14 protein-coding genes are annotated in these 14,889 nt (G+C 57.9%); 7 read left to right on the forward strand and 7 right to left on the reverse strand.

Annotation, left to right across the window (positions count from 1 at the left end):
- Window positions 1-3: 3 nt before the first annotated feature.
- From U5O12_RS07950 to U5O12_RS07980, 7 genes are all read right to left on the reverse strand, one after another.
- Window positions 4-1,335 carry a TolC family outer membrane protein gene (locus U5O12_RS07950; protein ID WP_322578113.1) on the reverse strand — a complete coding sequence of 444 codons (1,332 nt, stop codon included), beginning with the start codon at window positions 1,333-1,335 and terminating at the stop codon, window positions 4-6.
- A gap of 32 nt (window positions 1,336-1,367) precedes the next feature.
- A complete protein-coding gene (locus U5O12_RS07955; protein ID WP_322578114.1) occupies window positions 1,368-2,699 on the reverse strand; it encodes an HlyD family type I secretion periplasmic adaptor subunit in 1,332 nt (443 codons plus the stop codon).
- Between the two features lies 1 nt (window position 2,700).
- The gene (locus tag U5O12_RS07960; RefSeq protein WP_322578115.1) at window positions 2,701-4,515 is read right to left on the reverse strand and encodes a type I secretion system permease/ATPase; all 1,815 of its coding nucleotides are present in this window, start codon (window positions 4,513-4,515) and stop codon (window positions 2,701-2,703) included.
- A 127-nt stretch (window positions 4,516-4,642) separates the two neighbouring features.
- Window positions 4,643-4,942 carry a flagellar protein FliT gene (locus U5O12_RS07965; RefSeq protein WP_322578116.1) on the reverse strand — a complete coding sequence of 100 codons (300 nt, stop codon included), beginning with the start codon at window positions 4,940-4,942 and terminating at the stop codon, window positions 4,643-4,645.
- Window positions 4,943-4,958: 16 nt separating this feature from the next.
- Window positions 4,959-5,378, reverse strand: coding sequence for a flagellar export chaperone FliS (fliS, locus tag U5O12_RS07970; RefSeq protein ID WP_322578117.1), 420 nt, complete (start codon window positions 5,376-5,378; stop codon window positions 4,959-4,961).
- Between the two features lie 95 nt (window positions 5,379-5,473).
- A complete protein-coding gene (gene fliD, locus U5O12_RS07975; protein ID WP_322578118.1) occupies window positions 5,474-6,952 on the reverse strand; it encodes a flagellar filament capping protein FliD in 1,479 nt (492 codons plus the stop codon).
- A 161-nt stretch (window positions 6,953-7,113) separates the two neighbouring features.
- Complete coding sequence (locus tag U5O12_RS07980; RefSeq protein WP_322578119.1) at window positions 7,114-8,604, reverse strand: flagellin; 1,491 nt, start codon at window positions 8,602-8,604, stop codon at window positions 7,114-7,116.
- A 437-nt stretch (window positions 8,605-9,041) separates the two neighbouring features.
- Here U5O12_RS07980 and U5O12_RS07985 point away from each other — a divergent pair, with 437 nt between their 5' ends.
- From U5O12_RS07985 to U5O12_RS08015, 7 genes are all read left to right on the forward strand, one after another.
- A complete protein-coding gene (locus U5O12_RS07985; RefSeq protein ID WP_322578120.1) occupies window positions 9,042-10,574 on the forward strand; it encodes a flagellin in 1,533 nt (510 codons plus the stop codon).
- Window positions 10,575-10,911: 337 nt separating this feature from the next.
- Entirely contained in the window at window positions 10,912-11,238 is a 327-nt protein-coding gene (gene flhD, locus U5O12_RS07990; RefSeq protein WP_322578121.1) for a flagellar transcriptional regulator FlhD, read from the forward strand.
- Between the two features lie 25 nt (window positions 11,239-11,263).
- A complete protein-coding gene (gene flhC, locus U5O12_RS07995) occupies window positions 11,264-11,803 on the forward strand; it encodes a flagellar transcriptional regulator FlhC (protein ID WP_105261427.1) in 540 nt (179 codons plus the stop codon).
- A gap of 164 nt (window positions 11,804-11,967) precedes the next feature.
- Window positions 11,968-12,825 carry a flagellar motor stator protein MotA gene (motA, locus tag U5O12_RS08000; RefSeq protein WP_322578122.1) on the forward strand — a complete coding sequence of 286 codons (858 nt, stop codon included), beginning with the start codon at window positions 11,968-11,970 and terminating at the stop codon, window positions 12,823-12,825.
- An 18-nt stretch (window positions 12,826-12,843) separates the two neighbouring features.
- Window positions 12,844-13,788, forward strand: coding sequence for a flagellar motor protein MotB (motB, locus tag U5O12_RS08005; RefSeq protein ID WP_322578123.1), 945 nt, complete (start codon window positions 12,844-12,846; stop codon window positions 13,786-13,788).
- Window positions 13,789-13,848: 60 nt separating this feature from the next.
- Window positions 13,849-14,238, forward strand: a complete 390-nt coding sequence (cheY, locus tag U5O12_RS08010; RefSeq protein WP_296471983.1) for a chemotaxis response regulator CheY — start codon at window positions 13,849-13,851, stop codon at window positions 14,236-14,238.
- Window positions 14,239-14,240: 2 nt separating this feature from the next.
- Entirely contained in the window at window positions 14,241-14,873 is a 633-nt protein-coding gene (locus U5O12_RS08015; RefSeq protein ID WP_322578124.1) for a protein phosphatase CheZ, read from the forward strand.
- Window positions 14,874-14,889 lie beyond the last annotated feature (16 nt).

Raw genomic sequence — 14,889 nt, forward strand, 5'->3', positions numbered from 1 at the left:
CTTTCAGGGAGTACTGATCTCGGCAGAGCCCAACAGCTCGTCGATGTAAGAGACTACGGCCTCGGGTGCGATGCCGGCCTTGTTGTAGAGACGCAATCGCTGAAAGATGTGGTCGTACCGTGCCTGTGCCAAATCACGCTGGGCCTGAAACACCTTGCGCACCGCTTCCAAAACATCGGCATTGGTCCGCAGCCCGGAGGCCTGCCCACGCCGTGTCCCCTCCAACGCTATCTGGCTCGAGTCCAGGACATCCTGGTACGCCAGCAATCGAGCCCCACCCGACGACACTGCCTGGAACAGGCGCCCAACCTCCAGCTCGGCGGCGCGTTGCTCCGCCAGAAACTCAGCCTCGGCCCGCGATTGCTCGGCCATTGACTGGGTCACTGCAGCCTTCACTGCGCCCCCGCTGTAAATCGGAATGTTGAGCTGGACCCCCACACTCCCTTGATTGACCGATTGGTTCAGACTGCTGACAGACTCGTTACGGCTGCTGGAGGCGCTAGCCACGAAATCGAGCCGCGGCATATGCCCGGCGTTGCTACGGGATACGCCGGCTACGGCCGCCTCCACGGCGAACTTGCGCGCCACCACATCGGGGTTGTTGTTCAAGGCCATGTCTTGCCAAGACTGGAGGGCATTGGGTACCAAAGGTGGCGGAGAGAAACCACCGGGCAATCGCGCAATGACCTCCTGCGGCTGGCCGGTCAAAGAGCTCAATGCATTGCGCGCATTGTTCATCTGATCGCGGGAGTCAGCCCACTGGGAGAGTACCAAGCTCAGGTTGGCACGGGCCTCGGCAACTTCCGTCTTGGTACCCTCCCCCTGCTCAAAACGTCGCCGCATCAGATTTCGCTGCTCTACCAACGCGTGAACTTGCGCATGAATGGACAGGAAGGCATCTTCCGCCAACATGCGTTGCAGGTAGGCCAGCGCCAGCCGGTCCACCAATTCCGCTTTGCGAGCGGCAAATACGGCTTCCGCAGACCCCACTTGGGCGTTGGCCTGCCGGTAACGGGCAGATGCCTCCAAGTTGATCAAAGGGGCACGCAAGTTGATGCTTTGGGACGGCGCGCGATAATCCAAGTCACTGGACACAGTGCCACCACCCGCCACATCGGTGTTGCGGGTGCCCTGTACAGCGGTCTCGGTCAGACTTGCAGACACGCTGGGCAGCAAGGAACTCAAGGCCAGGGGAGATGCCTGCTGCGCCGACGTCAACGCATATTTGGCGGCTTGGTAGCGTGCGTCATTCTGCAAGGCGGCCAGATACGCACGTTCAAAGTCCCCCGCCCAAGCGACGCCATGCACACAGACGCTGGCAAAAAAAACGAGCACCAAAGCTCTGCGGGGCGCAAGCGGCCAATGGCTCATGGCTCAATCAACGCGCGGTTCATGCGGTCCAGCAGGGGCTTGAGCAGATAACTCATGAAAGTGCGCTCTCCAGTTTTGATGAATACCTCGGCAGGCATGCCCGCCCGGATCTCCTGGTGCTGCAGCTGTGTCATGCCTTGGGGGGTGACCTCAACCACTACCTTGAAGTAATTGGTATTCTGCCTTGAATCGGCCAGCGCATCGGCAGACACCTGGACCACGCGCCCTTCAATATGCGGAGTGCTGGCCTGGTTCAAGGCACTGAAGAGCACGTGGACTGGCAAGCCCGGCCGCACCTTGTCCACCATATGGACGGGCAATTGCGCCTCTACCCTCAAAGGGTCGTCTTTGGGCACCAGCTCCATCACCGGGGCTCCCGCACTGACCACGCCGCCCACCGTATGCACCGAAGCACCCATCACAGTGCCGGTCACAGGCGCTCTGACGTCTGTATTCGCCAAGTCAAATTCCAAGCCCCGCATTCGGCTTTCCAAGCCGGAGGTTTCACGCTGGATATCTGATAGTTGTGACTCAATGTCCTTGCGAAACTCCTGCTGCCGGGTGGCAATACGTGCCCGCACTTCGGCTATGGCCTGCCGGGTTCGCCCTACACTGCTGGTGTCCTCTGCAACACCACCCTGTATTCCCGCAAATACTCGCTCTTGCTCCGACACCCTGTTGCGCGGAAAGAATCCTTCATCGGCCAAAGTTCGCTGGTTCCGCAACTCTTCCCGCAACATACGGCTTTGAGTTTCTTTGGCCAAGCGAGCGGCCTCATGCCCTTGGGCCTGAAACTCCAAGCCCCGCAAGGTTGCCTCCAGGCTCTGCATTTCATTGCTTCGAGTCTGCCTGCGAGACTCCAACAACCTTGACTGCAGCTCCATGACTTCAGCAACGCGGGTGTCGTTCCCCAACTCCAGCAACTCTGGCGGGAAGTCAACGTCCGGCATTCCCTGGCTTTCTGCAGTCAGACGAGCCTGGGTGGCCATGGCCACCAGCCATTGCCCACGTGCAATGTCCAGCAATGCACGACTTTGGGTACTGTCCAGGCGCAGCAAAACCTGGCCGGCCACCACCTGGTCGCCATCGTGGGCAAGAATGGCCGCCACTTTTCCACCCGACACGGGCTGCACCAGCTTGCGGCTGCCGCTCACCACAACAGACCCACTCGAGGTAACAGCAGCGTCCAGCGGTGCCAGCGCGGCCCACGCCATAAAGCCACCCAAGCCCAACACCAGCAGCCACCACCCCCAACGACGGGGGCGTGCGTCATTCAGGTCCACCACCGGGGCGGAACCAAAAGGCGTGTTTTCCAGCACGGCGCTCATGTCAGTCGTTGAACTTCAGGTTAAAAGGCGGCAAGCCACCGGCGGAAGCCGGTGGCGGTTTATCAACCAACACAGGAGGCGTCACCCCTTTGGGTGGGCCGGGCGGTGGCGTGCTGGGCGGCAGCTCCGCAGCCCTGGCGTTGACAGCAGCCAATACGTCTTCTCTGGGGCCAAACGCGGCAACCACGCCATCCCGCAACACCATCAATTTATTGGCTACGGTCAATGCGGAGGGGCGGTGCGTAATCAATACGGAGGTTCTCCCGCGACTGGAAAGGTCACGAATGGCATCTGACAGCGCTTTTTCACCCGCGTCATCCAAGTTGGAGTTCGGCTCGTCCAGCACCACCAATACCGGATCTCCATACAACGCCCTCGCGAGTGCGATACGTTGCTTCTGCCCGCCAGACAAAGAGGCTCCGCCGGGCCCCAAAGGGGTGTCGTAGCCTTGGGGCAAGCGCAATATCTGCTCGTGGAACCCCACCCGCTGCGCTGCCAGCACCACCCATTCGGGGTTGACGTCACCGAAGCGGGCAATGTTCTCTGCCACGGTGCCGTCAAACAGTTCGATATCCTGCGGCAGATAACCAATGTGCGGCCCCAAGTCTTGCTTGCTCCAGCGAAACAGGTCTGCGCCGTCCAGACGCACGGTGCCTGCCAGCGCTGGCCAAACTCCCACCAACAATCGCGCCAAGGTGGATTTGCCTGCCCCGCTGGCTCCAATGACTGCCACGGAGTCACCCGCCTGCAGGGTAAAGCTGACTTGCTTGATGATGGCCTGGCGTGTCCCCGGGGCAGCAGTGGCAACACCCTCAAATGCAACTTGGCCCGTGGGCGCTGGCAGAGGCATGGCGGCTGCGCGCGCGGGAAAGCTGCCCAACAAATCGCGCAAACGCTGGTAGGCGGAACGGGCTGCTGCCAATGTTGCCCAATGGGCGACCACCGACTCAGCGGGCGCCAGGGCGCGGCTGGTCAGCAAGGACACGGCGATCATCATGCCCGGGGTCAAACGACCTTCCAACACCAAAAGCGCCCCCAGACCCAAGGCCAAAGACTGCATGGACACACGCACAAACTTGGAAGCATTGCCCATCACCGCTGCACGGTCGCTGGCTTTGGCTTGCAGGGCTATTTCCTGCTGATGGGTCTTGCGCCAGCGGCGTTGGATATTGCCCAGCATGCCCATCGCCTCGATCACTTCTGCGTTTTGCAGGTGACTGCTCAGCTCGCGCTGCCCTTGCATGCTGAACTGCTGTGCCTCTGCCAAACTTCCCTTGGCGAGCTTTTCATTGAGCCAAGTCAGGGCCACCAGCACCAATGCCCCGACCAAAGTAAAGACAGCAACTTCGGTTGAAAACAGGGCGATGACGACCAAATAGACGGGCGCCCACGGTGCATCAAACACCGCAATCAGGCCGGGGCCTGTCAGGGTTTGGCGCAGGGTCGCCAGATCGGCCAAGGGTTGGGAGGTGCTGTTGCCTGGCTGGCGCAAGACCCGCTCAAAGGTGGCCCCCAGCACCCGCAAGCCGAGCGCGTCGTCCAGACGGGCCCCTACCCGAATCAGCACCCAAGACCGGATGGTTTCCAATGCCCCCATGAACAAATACGCCCCGAGAATCAACACCGTCAGCACCACCAGCGTGGTTTCGTTTCGGCTGCTGAGCACCCGGTCATACACCTGCATCATGTAGAGCGAAGGCGCCAACATCATCAGATTCAGGAAACCACTGAAGATCGCCACGGTGACGAACGCGTTCCGCAACTGGCGCAAAGCCAGCTTCAGTTCATCAGGGGGTAACGATGGTGGGGCAACCATGTGCGAGGTGTTGGGATAGAGCCGTGTCGGCCACCATCTTACGGACGCCCCTGCGCGCAGAGCCTCCGAACAACACCCCAAAAACCCCGGTTATGCCGCTTTGAACGCGGACCGGTGCCGCCAGTGGTTAATGCAAAAAGGCGGGTTGACCTTCGAACTTGTGCTCAAAGTGAGTCAGCCAAGGTTCTGCCAAATACCGAATCTGTGCATCGTTGTGCAAGATACGGCGCATGATTTTTGATTTTTCGGCACGGGAATGCACATCGAGCTCTTCAGACCTTGCGCGCTCCCGCAACTGTTCGATCAGGACCGCACACGCACCTTCGAATCGCATCACGCCATCCCAATCCTCCGCCTTGGCGGCCTCCAGCATCTTGGCGCTGCTATCTTCAATGGCTTTGTAATAGTCAATCAACATCAAAGGCATGTGGTGTACTCCCAGCTCACACCGGACGCAGGTAAGCAGGAGTTTTCCCCTGGATTTGCTTCCATCCATTGGCCACCGGCTCGATCAGGCCGGCTACTTCATCCAGCCCTGCTTCGTCATTGCGTGCGTTGGCCAGCACCAATCGGTTCACGCAATAGTCATACAGGGCATTCAAGTTGGAGGCGATTTCTCCGCCGCGCTCCAAATCCAGCGGAGCTTTCAAACCCTCTTCCAGAATTCGCACGGCCGCGCTGATTTGTTTGCATTTCTGCGGAATATCTTTGGCCTGCATGGCCACCTTGGCCGCGGCGATATGGCGTTGCAGCGCTTCGAAAAGCAGGGTCACCAACTGATGGGGGTCAGCCATCTCCACACTCGCCTCTACGCTGGCCCGTTTGTAGGCGGCGGCGGTGCGGCTGTGAACAGAGGTAAACATAGTGCAGATCCTTAGTTTCTTGTACTTAGTATCGGCAGTCTGTTGACCAACTAAAGCCCTACGCCAAGAACATTGCACTTTCCACGCCAGCCAGCTCAGCTGGTCGACTTGTTCCAAGTAGCAACCTGCTGGGATACATAGGCATCCAGCGCAGACAGACTGGCCATCTTGGCGTCCAAAGCACTGTATTGCTTGCGCAATCGGGCCTCAAAGGTGGCAGCCCGGTTGGTGACCCGGGTTTGCTCTTCAATATTGCGCTTCAACACCCCTTCCAGAGCCTCACCCTTGTTCTTGGCAGCGCCACCCGTTGCAAGCACTCCCTGGGCCAGTTCTTTGAATTTCAGTGCGAATCCGTTGGTTTGGGCATTTTTGTTATCCGCAGTAAACAGCTTTTGCAGCTCCGTCCCATTGTTCGCCGCAGCTGCCAGTTTGGTGGTGTTCATCGAGAGGGTACCGTCCAATTCACGCGTTAACCCTACATCCGCTAGGCGCTGGTACGCACTGCCGTTACTGATGGAACTTGCCACACTACGCAGCACACTTTGCATACCAACGATGGTGGAATCCCCTTGAAACAAAGAGGCCGTCTTGGTCGCTTCATCGTATTTGGTGATGTCGGCCAAGGTCTTGGCCAACGCGTTGTAAGCCGTCACAAAGTTTTGAACGTTCTTGACGGCCAGTGTCACATCCTCGCTCACTGTCAATGTGGCTGGCGTCAGCACCTCCCCCGGTAAGCCGTAGTTGGCTGTGGTGGTAGCCAGCAGGTTGATAGTGACCCCAGGAATGTTGCCAGTGAGCGTGTTGCTATTGGATGTCACCGCCAATCCGTTGATACGCGCCTTGGCATCAGTACCGTATTGAACGGCACCTGCAGATGCCCCCGCCATGCCAAATGCCCCAGTTTCTGGGTCAAAAGACAAACGGGACAAGCCCGCGTCGTCATTGGTCACTGCGTCCGCGTCCACGGTCGTCTGCACACGGAAGCCAGAAGCTTCACCGGTATCTTTGGAGCGCAACAGCAGGCGGTCTTGCGTTCCGTCATTGAAGGCGGTTGCCACCACACCGGAGTTGGTGGCATTAATTTTTGCAGCAATAGTCGCCACAGTATCAGAGGCCGTGACGTCAATACTCACATCGGCGCTGGAGGCGGCCGGCGTAAAGTTTGCGGGGCCTGTCGTCCATTTACCCAGCCGCAGTACCAAAGTACCAGCCCCAACGGCCGATCCAGCCGCAATGGGCGCTGACGCAATAGATTGCGACTTTGCCAATTGGTCAACATCCAGAGTGAACGAGGTCGCAGCGGCTGTCGAGGTGACTGTAATTGCCGCGGCGTTGGCATTGGAGGATGAACCATTGCGGGCAGCCCACGCAGTTGCCGAGGACATGGCAGCGGCAGCGTCTGCCAACGCGGAGAACTGGGACTTGATTTGGCCGAAGGCCGATATTTGCTGCTGGACAAAGGTGGCTTTGGTTTCCAACGATTTGAGAGGCTGCTTTTCCAAGGCCACCAGCTTTGTCACAATGGACTCGGAATCCAGGCCGCTGCCAATGCCGAGGGATGAAATGGTAGCCATAAGAGCCCCTTGTTCTATCTATAGCCTTGGATTTTGCGTCTTCTACACCACCCCAAAGCCCGGAAAAAGGCCAGTTTCCAGAACCAAAGCGGCGGCAGGCTCAAGCCCACCACCGCTCCCGAGCTTCGCAGTATGAACCGCGAATCCTTGTGTGACTAGTCTTAACGCAACAGGGCCAGCACGCCCTGGGGCAACTGGTTGGCCTGCGCCACCATGGCGGTACCGGCCTGCTGCAAGATCTGGGCACGGGACAGGTTGGCAGTTTCCACTGCGAAGTCGGCATCTTGCACCCGTGAGCGCGATGCACTCAGATTTTCAGAGGTGGTGTTCAAGCTTGCAATGGTTGTCTCAAAGCGAGACTGCAGAGCACCGAACTTGGCACGTTGGCTGGCCACCGCGCCGATAGCGGCATCCACGGTAGACAGCGTCCGCGTTGCGGCGGCAACCGTCGAGACATCCAGCGTGCTCACAGCTTGCAGCTGGCTGGCAGAGGTAGCACCTGTAAAGTAGCCTACACCAGCAGCTTGGGCGGTATTGGAGATACCAAATGACTTGTCGGAGTCCAAAGTCACAGCACCCTTGACCACCGCATCGCCACCAGCTATTGCCAAGGTTACTGCACCAGCGTCAAAAGTTCCGACGGCGGCATTGTTCTCCAAAACGATGTCATTACCGCTGGCGTTGGTCAGCGTCAGGCCCGTACCTGCTGCATTCAGCTTGGCGGTTACGCCTGTTTGAGAGGTCTTCTCGTTGAACGCTTGGATTGCAGCGGCCAAACCATCTGCATTTGCAGCAGCGCCGGTACTGAACGACACCGCAACCGCCGTGCCGTTGTCCGAAGTGACATTCACAGAGTAAGACTCACTAACGGTGAAAGCGGTGAGGTCGATTTCTGTGCGTGCAGTGGCGGTGACGCCTGTGGTCCCAGACTGTGCATTGAACAGCGCCGCCACAGTTTTAGCACTTGCTCCTGCAGCATAAGTCACCGTTGCAGTACCGGAAGCACCGTTTACGGTCACTGTATCCCCCGCAATGGTGTCAGTGGCCGTAGCAGTCGATGCATTGGCACCCGCGGTGGAGCCAACCACCAAGTCACCGGTGGCGCCCGCAGAAGCCGCTACCACCGAACCAATGCGGTTGTTGCCGTATTTTTCAGTGGTGAAGTTGGCGGTAGTCGCCGTGATAGTTTGGTAGGCATTGGCCCCCACTTGGAACGTGGCGCTGGCAAAGCTGCCGTCCAACAGGTTTTGACCGTTGAACTGCGTGGTTTGTGCAATGCGGTTCAATTCAGAAGTCAGCTGCGAGACTTCTTGGTTCAATGCAGAGCGGTCACTGGCACTGTTGGTCGCGTTGGCAGATTGAACGGCCAGTTCGCGGATACGTTGCAAGATAGTACCGGCACCACCCAGTGCGCCTTCAGCGGTTTGCGCCAAAGAGATGCCGTCGTTGGCGTTGCGGGCTGCTTGCGTCAGACCGCGGATTTGGGAAGTGAAACGCTCGGAGATGCTCAGGCCTGCGGCATCATCCTTGGCACTGTTGATGCGCAAGCCCGAGGAAAGGCGTGTGATCGAAGTGCTCAAAGATGACTGGCTGGCTGTCAAGTTGCGCTGGGCTGTCAACGAGTTGATGTTGGTATTGATGGTGGCTGCCATTTTGATAACTCCTGGTAAAAACTCACGTACTCCGGCGAAATGCCGATCTCAACGTCAGCATTGCTGCTGACCGCCATGACCGGTGCGCCGACCCTGACGCCTTCCGGACGACGAGCCCGCTATGAACCCGTTGCATTTGTTTTCGGGTGGTACGTGGAAAACTTTAGGGGGTTTGCAAAAGCACTTGCGATATCACAGCGCTTTGCCCTCAGAAAACACAAAAGCATGGCTTTTGCGGGGCACCTTTTCCATATAAGGGTTTACCCCTATTAAGAATGAGCATTCACCGGCAATTTGAGCCGCTTTTGCGGCGCTTATCCGCCGAATAGGCCAAGCGGGCATCTCCAGAATTCACCCATCGTTACTGATTGTCTGCAGGTCAGCAGGCTTTGCAATCGGCGGCGACGCTGATTTCATATCTTTTTAGGAGTTACGCAATGGCCTCAACCATCAACACCAATATCCAGTCGCTGAATGCGCAGCGGAACTTGGCTACCTCGCAGAGTTCGTTGAGCACGTCCATGCAACGCCTGTCGTCGGGCCTGCGCATCAACAGCGCCAAGGACGATGCTGCCGGCTTGGCCATTGCAGAACGCATGACATCGCAAGTGCGCGGCCTGAACCAAGCCGCCCGCAACGCCAACGACGGCATCTCCCTGGCCCAGGTGGCCGAAGGCGCATTGGGCAGTGCGTCCGCCACGTTGCAACGCATTCGCGAACTGGCCGTTCAATCTGCCAACGCTACCAACAGCGCCAGCGACCGCGCGGCGCTGAACGCAGAAGTCGGCCAACTGACAGCAGAACTGGACCGCATTGCCAAAACTGCACAGTTCAACGGTCAAAACATTCTGGATGGAAGCTTCACCTCGGCCACCTTCCAGGTCGGCGCAAATGCCAACCAGACCATCATTGCAACCACCGGCAACTTCAGCACCAACAAATACGGCAACCACCGCATCGGCTCGCAGGTTGCAGCCACGGCTGGCGGCCCTGGTGACCTGGTTACCGGCTCGACTGCCGGCACCCGGGCATCCCAAGCCACGCCAGCAGCAGACATCAGTGCTACCAGCCCCATCGCAGCAGATGCCACATTCCGCATTGACGGGTCCTCGGGCTCCGCCACCATCGGAATTACTGCGGGACAAACGGCAAAAAGCTTGGCCGCGGCCATCAACGCGCAATCTGGAACAACCGGTGTTACCGCCACAGCGCGCACTGACATTGACTTGAGCAGCTTCACGGCCAATACCAGCTACTCACTCACCATGCGCTCCAACAACACGGTTGCAACTACCGTCGCGTTCACCATCGGCGCATTGGACGGCGACGGCCTGTCGGCAGCGGTAGCCGCATTCAATGACAAGAGCTCAACAACCGGCGTGACCGCAAAACTCAACGCCGCGGGCACGGGAATTTCCCTGACCAATGCTGCCGGTGAAGACATTGTGATTGAAGTTCCCGCCACTTCGGCGACATTGGAGGTCGGTGGCGTCCCCATCCCGAATGCGCCCAACAACGCAGCCTACGTAACAGGAACCTTGACACTGGACTCGGACAAGTCCTTCGGCATGGTGAACGCTGCAGTGAACGACCCCGTAGGTCCGCCCCCAGTTACCGACTTCTTCTTGGCCGCAACCAGCGCCAGCCAATTGCAAACCGTCGACACCTTGGATGTCGCCACTGTCGAGTCGGCCACCCGCACCCTGAGCACGGTCGATGCAGCCATCCAAGTGATTGCTGGCCAACGCGCCAAATTTGGTGCGCTGCAATCCCGTTTCGAAAACACGATTGCCAGCCTGCAGACCATGGCGGAGAACCTAAGTGCCTCGCGCTCACGAATTCAGGATGCTGACTTCGCGCTGGAAACGGCCAACCTGTCGCGCACGCAGATCCTGCAACAAGCTGGGACTGCGATGGTGGCACAGGCCAACCAGCTGCCACAAGGCGTGCTCGCCCTGCTGCGCCAGTAAGCGCGCCCGCACGCCACTGTCTGCGCATCCGTCACGCCCTGCGTGGAGGAAAGGTCGCGCGCCTTGCATGCACGCACCCGCGTACGCGGCTTAAGTTTTAGCGGCATCTGCCGATATTCCATTCAACACAAGTTGGTGTACCAGGCCAAACGGCCGCGGGGCATCGTGTTTGCACAATCTCAGCCGGCACTTTGACGCATGTAGGAATTCGCCCTACAGGCGATGTTTGCGTTTCTGACACACGGATTAGCCGTTTTCCAATTCAAGTTTCTGGCCTTGCCCACCAGAATTCGCTCCATGGTGATTCACATGAATTGCCCCTCAACAGGAGTCGAATATGAACAAGGAACAACTACTCGCCGAGATCCGGGAAGCCAACATGACTTACCTGATGTTGGCCCAAAACCTGATTCGCCAGGACAAGGCTGAAGCGCTGTTTCGGCTGGGTATGTCCGAAGAAGCTGCGGACATGATCAGTACGCTGTCTCCGGCCCAGATCATGCGGATTGCCTCCACTAACATGCTGTTGTGCCGCTTCCGGGTGGATGACGACATGGTGTGGAACCTCTTGACCAACCACTCCGCAACCAAGGTCGACAACGACGCCACAACCAAGCTGCACGCCAGCATCCTGATGGCTGGCCGTTTCGCCGAAGCCGTCTGACCCACGAATCCGCAGGAGCAACACCATGGCCACCCAGAAAAGCGTATTGAACGATTCCAAACAAGTGGAGCGCGCTGTGTCCCTGATTCAGCTGGGCGCCCGCCTGCAAGTCCTGGAAAGCGAAACCGATCTGTCCTATGAGCGGCTTTTGCGCCTGTACAAAGAAGTGGCCGGCCGCTCCCCCAGCAAGGGCCAGTTGCCTTTCTCGACAGAGTGGTTTCTGACCTGGCAACCCAATATCCATGCGTCTTTGTTCCAAAACACCTACGAATACCTGACCAAGGTCAGCGCGATGGAGGACATCGACGCGATCATGGCGGCCTACCGCTTGTATACCGAGCAAATTGCAGCCTGCGGTGTGGAACCCCTGCTGTCCATCACGCGGGCGTGGCGCCTGGTCAAGTTCATCGACAACAACATGCTGTCCATGACCAAGTGCTCCAAGTGCGGCGGACATTTCGTGTCGGAAGCCTATGAAAACTCCCGCCACTTTGAGTGTGGCCTGTGCTCTCCTCCAGCACGCGCGGGCAAGGGCTCTACAGCCGGCGGCATTCTGCTTCACTAAGCGCTATTATTTTAATAGCTGCTCGCGCAATATCCATAAGCGTCAGGTGCCAATTTGGCAATAAATTCAAGCTAGGCGAACTTGCGACGATATGATAGAGACGGGCTGAAAATGCCTGCTTCTTCCACCCTTGAGGCTCCACGCCTCCCTGTCACAATGCACATATGTTTGTAATCGTTGGCTGGCTTGTCGTTCTGGGTTGCGTGTTTGGCGTATACATATTTCACGGCGGCAATATCGGCGTGATTTTGAAAGCCTTGCCGTTTGAGATGCTGACCATCGGGGGCGCCACCATGGGCGCCTTTCTGGCCAACAACCAAATGAAGGTCATCAAGAAGACCATGGCAGGCCTGGGCGCCTGCTTTAAAGGCAGTAAACATACCAAAGCGCGCTACATGGAGCTGATGGCGCTGATGTTCGACATCCTCCAGAAGGCACGCAAAGAAGGGTTGATGGCGATTGAAAAAGACGTCGAAGAACCCGAACAGTCCGAGATTTTCAAAAAGTATCCCACCGTAGGTTCAGACCACCATGTGGTGGAGTTCATCACCGACTACCTGCGCATGATGGTGTCGGGCAACCTCAATGCCCATGAAATTGAGTCGCTGATGGACAGCGAAATCGAAACCCACCACCACGAAGAACACGCCGCAGTCGCAGCCATCCAGCGGATTGCCGGTGGTTTGCCTGCTTTCGGGATTGTGGCTGCGGTGCTGGGCGTGGTGAATACCATGGGCTCGGTGGGCCAGCCCCCGGCGGTGCTGGGCGGCATGATTGGCTCTGCGCTGGTGGGTACCTTCTTGGGGATTTTGCTGGCGTACGCTTTTGCAGAGCCATTGGCCGGCCTGCTGGAGCAAAAAGTCGAAGAAGGCAGCAAAGAGTTTCAGTGCATCAAAACCACCTTGCTTGCCAGTATGCAGGGTTACAACCCGTCGACCGCCATTGAGTTCGGCCGCAAAGTGCTGTACTCGACAGAGCGCCCCACGTTCGCCGAGCTGGAAGCGTATGTCAAGAAAAAGTAAGGCTGAGGGTTCTTAACGATGGCCGGAGACGCCAAAAAGCTCCAGCCGATCATCATCAAGCGGGTCAAAAAGGGCGGCCACGCTGCGCATGGTGGTGCCTGGAAGATTGCCTACGCCGACTTTGTGACCGCCATGATGGCGTTTTTTTTGCTGATGTGGCTGCTGGGCAGCACCACCGAAGGCGACAAAAAAGGCATTTCCGACTATTTCCAGTCTCCACTCAAAGTGGCCTTGCAAGGCGGTGCTGGCGCCGGTGCCAGCAATAGCATCATCACGGGTGGCGGCAACGACCTCACGCAACAGTCCGGCCAGTCTCGCCGTGGAGATGGTGAGGAGAAAACAGCGAAAAAGATGTCGGGCGACCAAGCCAAAGTGGAACGCGCCAAAAAAGACGCCAAAGACTTGGCCACGTTGGCCGCCAAGATTGCCGGGGCTATCTCAAACAATCCCAGGATGGCGGAGTTCAGCTCGCAAATCAAGCTGGAAATCACCCCCGACGGCCTGCAAATCCAGATCGTGGACGACCAGCGACGCCCCATGTTCGACAGCGGCAGCGCATCGGTCAAGCCCTATATGCGCGACATCCTCACCGAGATCGGACGCGCCCTGCTGGATGTGGACAACAAGATCAGCCTGGATGGCCACACGGACAGCCAAGCCTATGGCAACGCGGCGCGCGGCTACAGCAACTGGGAACTCTCTGCCGACCGTGCCAATGCATCCCGCCGGGAGCTGATCGCCGCCGGCATGCCCGAAGCCAAACTGGCTCGGGTCGTGGGCATGGCTTCGAGCTTGCCGCTGGAGCCCGACAACCCTCTGGCGCCCAGCAACCGACGCATCAGTATTTTGGTAATGACAAAAGATGCGGAGGAGCGTTTGCTGGGCAACAAAACCGTAGCCTTGGAGGCAGGGGAAGAAAGCTCTGGCATCACGCCCGCCACAGAGGCAAAATCTGGTCCTTGACCCCGCAAAAATTGCGTCATACTTGCAGAAATTCGAAAATCGCCCGGTTAAAGGTTATCTATGTCCAAAGAATTGCGCTTTCTCATCGTTGATGACTTCTCCACCATGCGGCGAATTGTGCGCAACCTGCTCAAGGAAAGTGGCTATGCCGACGCGGATGAAGCGGAAGACGGCGTAGCCGCGCTTCAAAAGCTGCGCAACAGCAGTTTTGACTTTGTGGTGAGCGACATCAACATGCCCAATATGAACGGGTTTCAGTTGCTGGCCGAAATCAAAAAAGACGACAAGCTCAAGCACCTACCGGTATTGATGGTGACCGCTGAAGCCCGCAAGGAAGACATTGTGCTGGCAGCCCAGCAAGGCGCGGCAGGTTACATCGTCAAACCCTTCACCAAGGCGACGCTGGAAGACAAGGTCAACCACATTTTGACCAAAATGGGCTTGAAGTAATCATGTCTGAAGCAGCACCCACCCCCACCGCATTAACCACCGGTGAAGTTCACCAGCAACTGGGGGCGCTGACCCGGCAGTTGCACGACTCATTGAATGGTTTGGGCTTGGCTGAAAAGGTCAAGGATTGGGCAGGCGAGCTGCCTGACGCGAAAAGCAGACTCTCCTACATCGCCCGGTTGACGGGTCAAGCGGCTGAAAAGGTTCTCAACCAAGTGGACCAAGCCAAAGCCCAGCATGACCATATTGCGGCAGAGACACGTCGCATTGGCGCACTGATCGTCAAAGATCCTGTTGCGGCAGTTGCCAAAGGCCATGTGATGAATTTCATCACCGATGTGGAGCAATCCAGCAAAAAAGTGGATGAGCATCTGACAGAAATCATGATGGCCCAGGACTTCCACGACTTGACCGGGCAAGTGATTGCCAAAGTGGTCACTTTGGCGGCGACCATTGAAGAACAGCTTGTGCTGCTTCTGCTGCAAACGGCCCCGGCGGATGCCAAGGTCGCTGCCCCCACCGCACAAGAATACGTCCCTGCATTGGCTGGGCCTGTGGTCGACGGGCAGTCCAACCAGGAAGTGGTGACGGACCAGTCACAAGTGGACGATTTGCTCGCCAGCCTGGGCTTCTAGTCTTTTCAATTAGGCG

This window comes from Rhodoferax sp. (genome assembly GCF_034519335.1).
Classification (GTDB): Bacteria; Pseudomonadota; Gammaproteobacteria; order Burkholderiales; family Burkholderiaceae_C; genus Allorhodoferax.

Coding starts and splice junctions, on each gene's coding strand:
- U5O12_RS07985 (WP_322578120.1), top strand. CDS start 9,042: ATGGCCTCAACCATCAACACCAATATCCAGTCGCTGAATGCGCAGCGG.
- motB (WP_322578123.1), top strand. CDS start 12,844: ATGGCCGGAGACGCCAAAAAGCTCCAGCCGATCATCATCAAGCGGGTC.
- U5O12_RS07960 (WP_322578115.1), bottom strand. CDS start 4,515: ATGGTTGCCCCACCATCGTTACCCCCTGATGAACTGAAGCTGGCTTTG.
- fliS (WP_322578117.1), bottom strand. CDS start 5,378: ATGTTTACCTCTGTTCACAGCCGCACCGCCGCCGCCTACAAACGGGCC.
- flhD (WP_322578121.1), top strand. CDS start 10,912: ATGAACAAGGAACAACTACTCGCCGAGATCCGGGAAGCCAACATGACT.
- U5O12_RS08015 (WP_322578124.1), top strand. CDS start 14,241: ATGTCTGAAGCAGCACCCACCCCCACCGCATTAACCACCGGTGAAGTT.
- U5O12_RS07965 (WP_322578116.1), bottom strand. CDS start 4,942: ATGCCTTTGATGTTGATTGACTATTACAAAGCCATTGAAGATAGCAGC.
- U5O12_RS07980 (WP_322578119.1), bottom strand. CDS start 8,604: ATGGCAGCCACCATCAATACCAACATCAACTCGTTGACAGCCCAGCGC.
- motA (WP_322578122.1), top strand. CDS start 11,968: ATGTTTGTAATCGTTGGCTGGCTTGTCGTTCTGGGTTGCGTGTTTGGC.
- cheY (WP_296471983.1), top strand. CDS start 13,849: ATGTCCAAAGAATTGCGCTTTCTCATCGTTGATGACTTCTCCACCATG.
- U5O12_RS07955 (WP_322578114.1), bottom strand. CDS start 2,699: ATGAGCGCCGTGCTGGAAAACACGCCTTTTGGTTCCGCCCCGGTGGTG.
- flhC (WP_105261427.1), top strand. CDS start 11,264: ATGGCCACCCAGAAAAGCGTATTGAACGATTCCAAACAAGTGGAGCGC.
- fliD (WP_322578118.1), bottom strand. CDS start 6,952: ATGGCTACCATTTCATCCCTCGGCATTGGCAGCGGCCTGGATTCCGAG.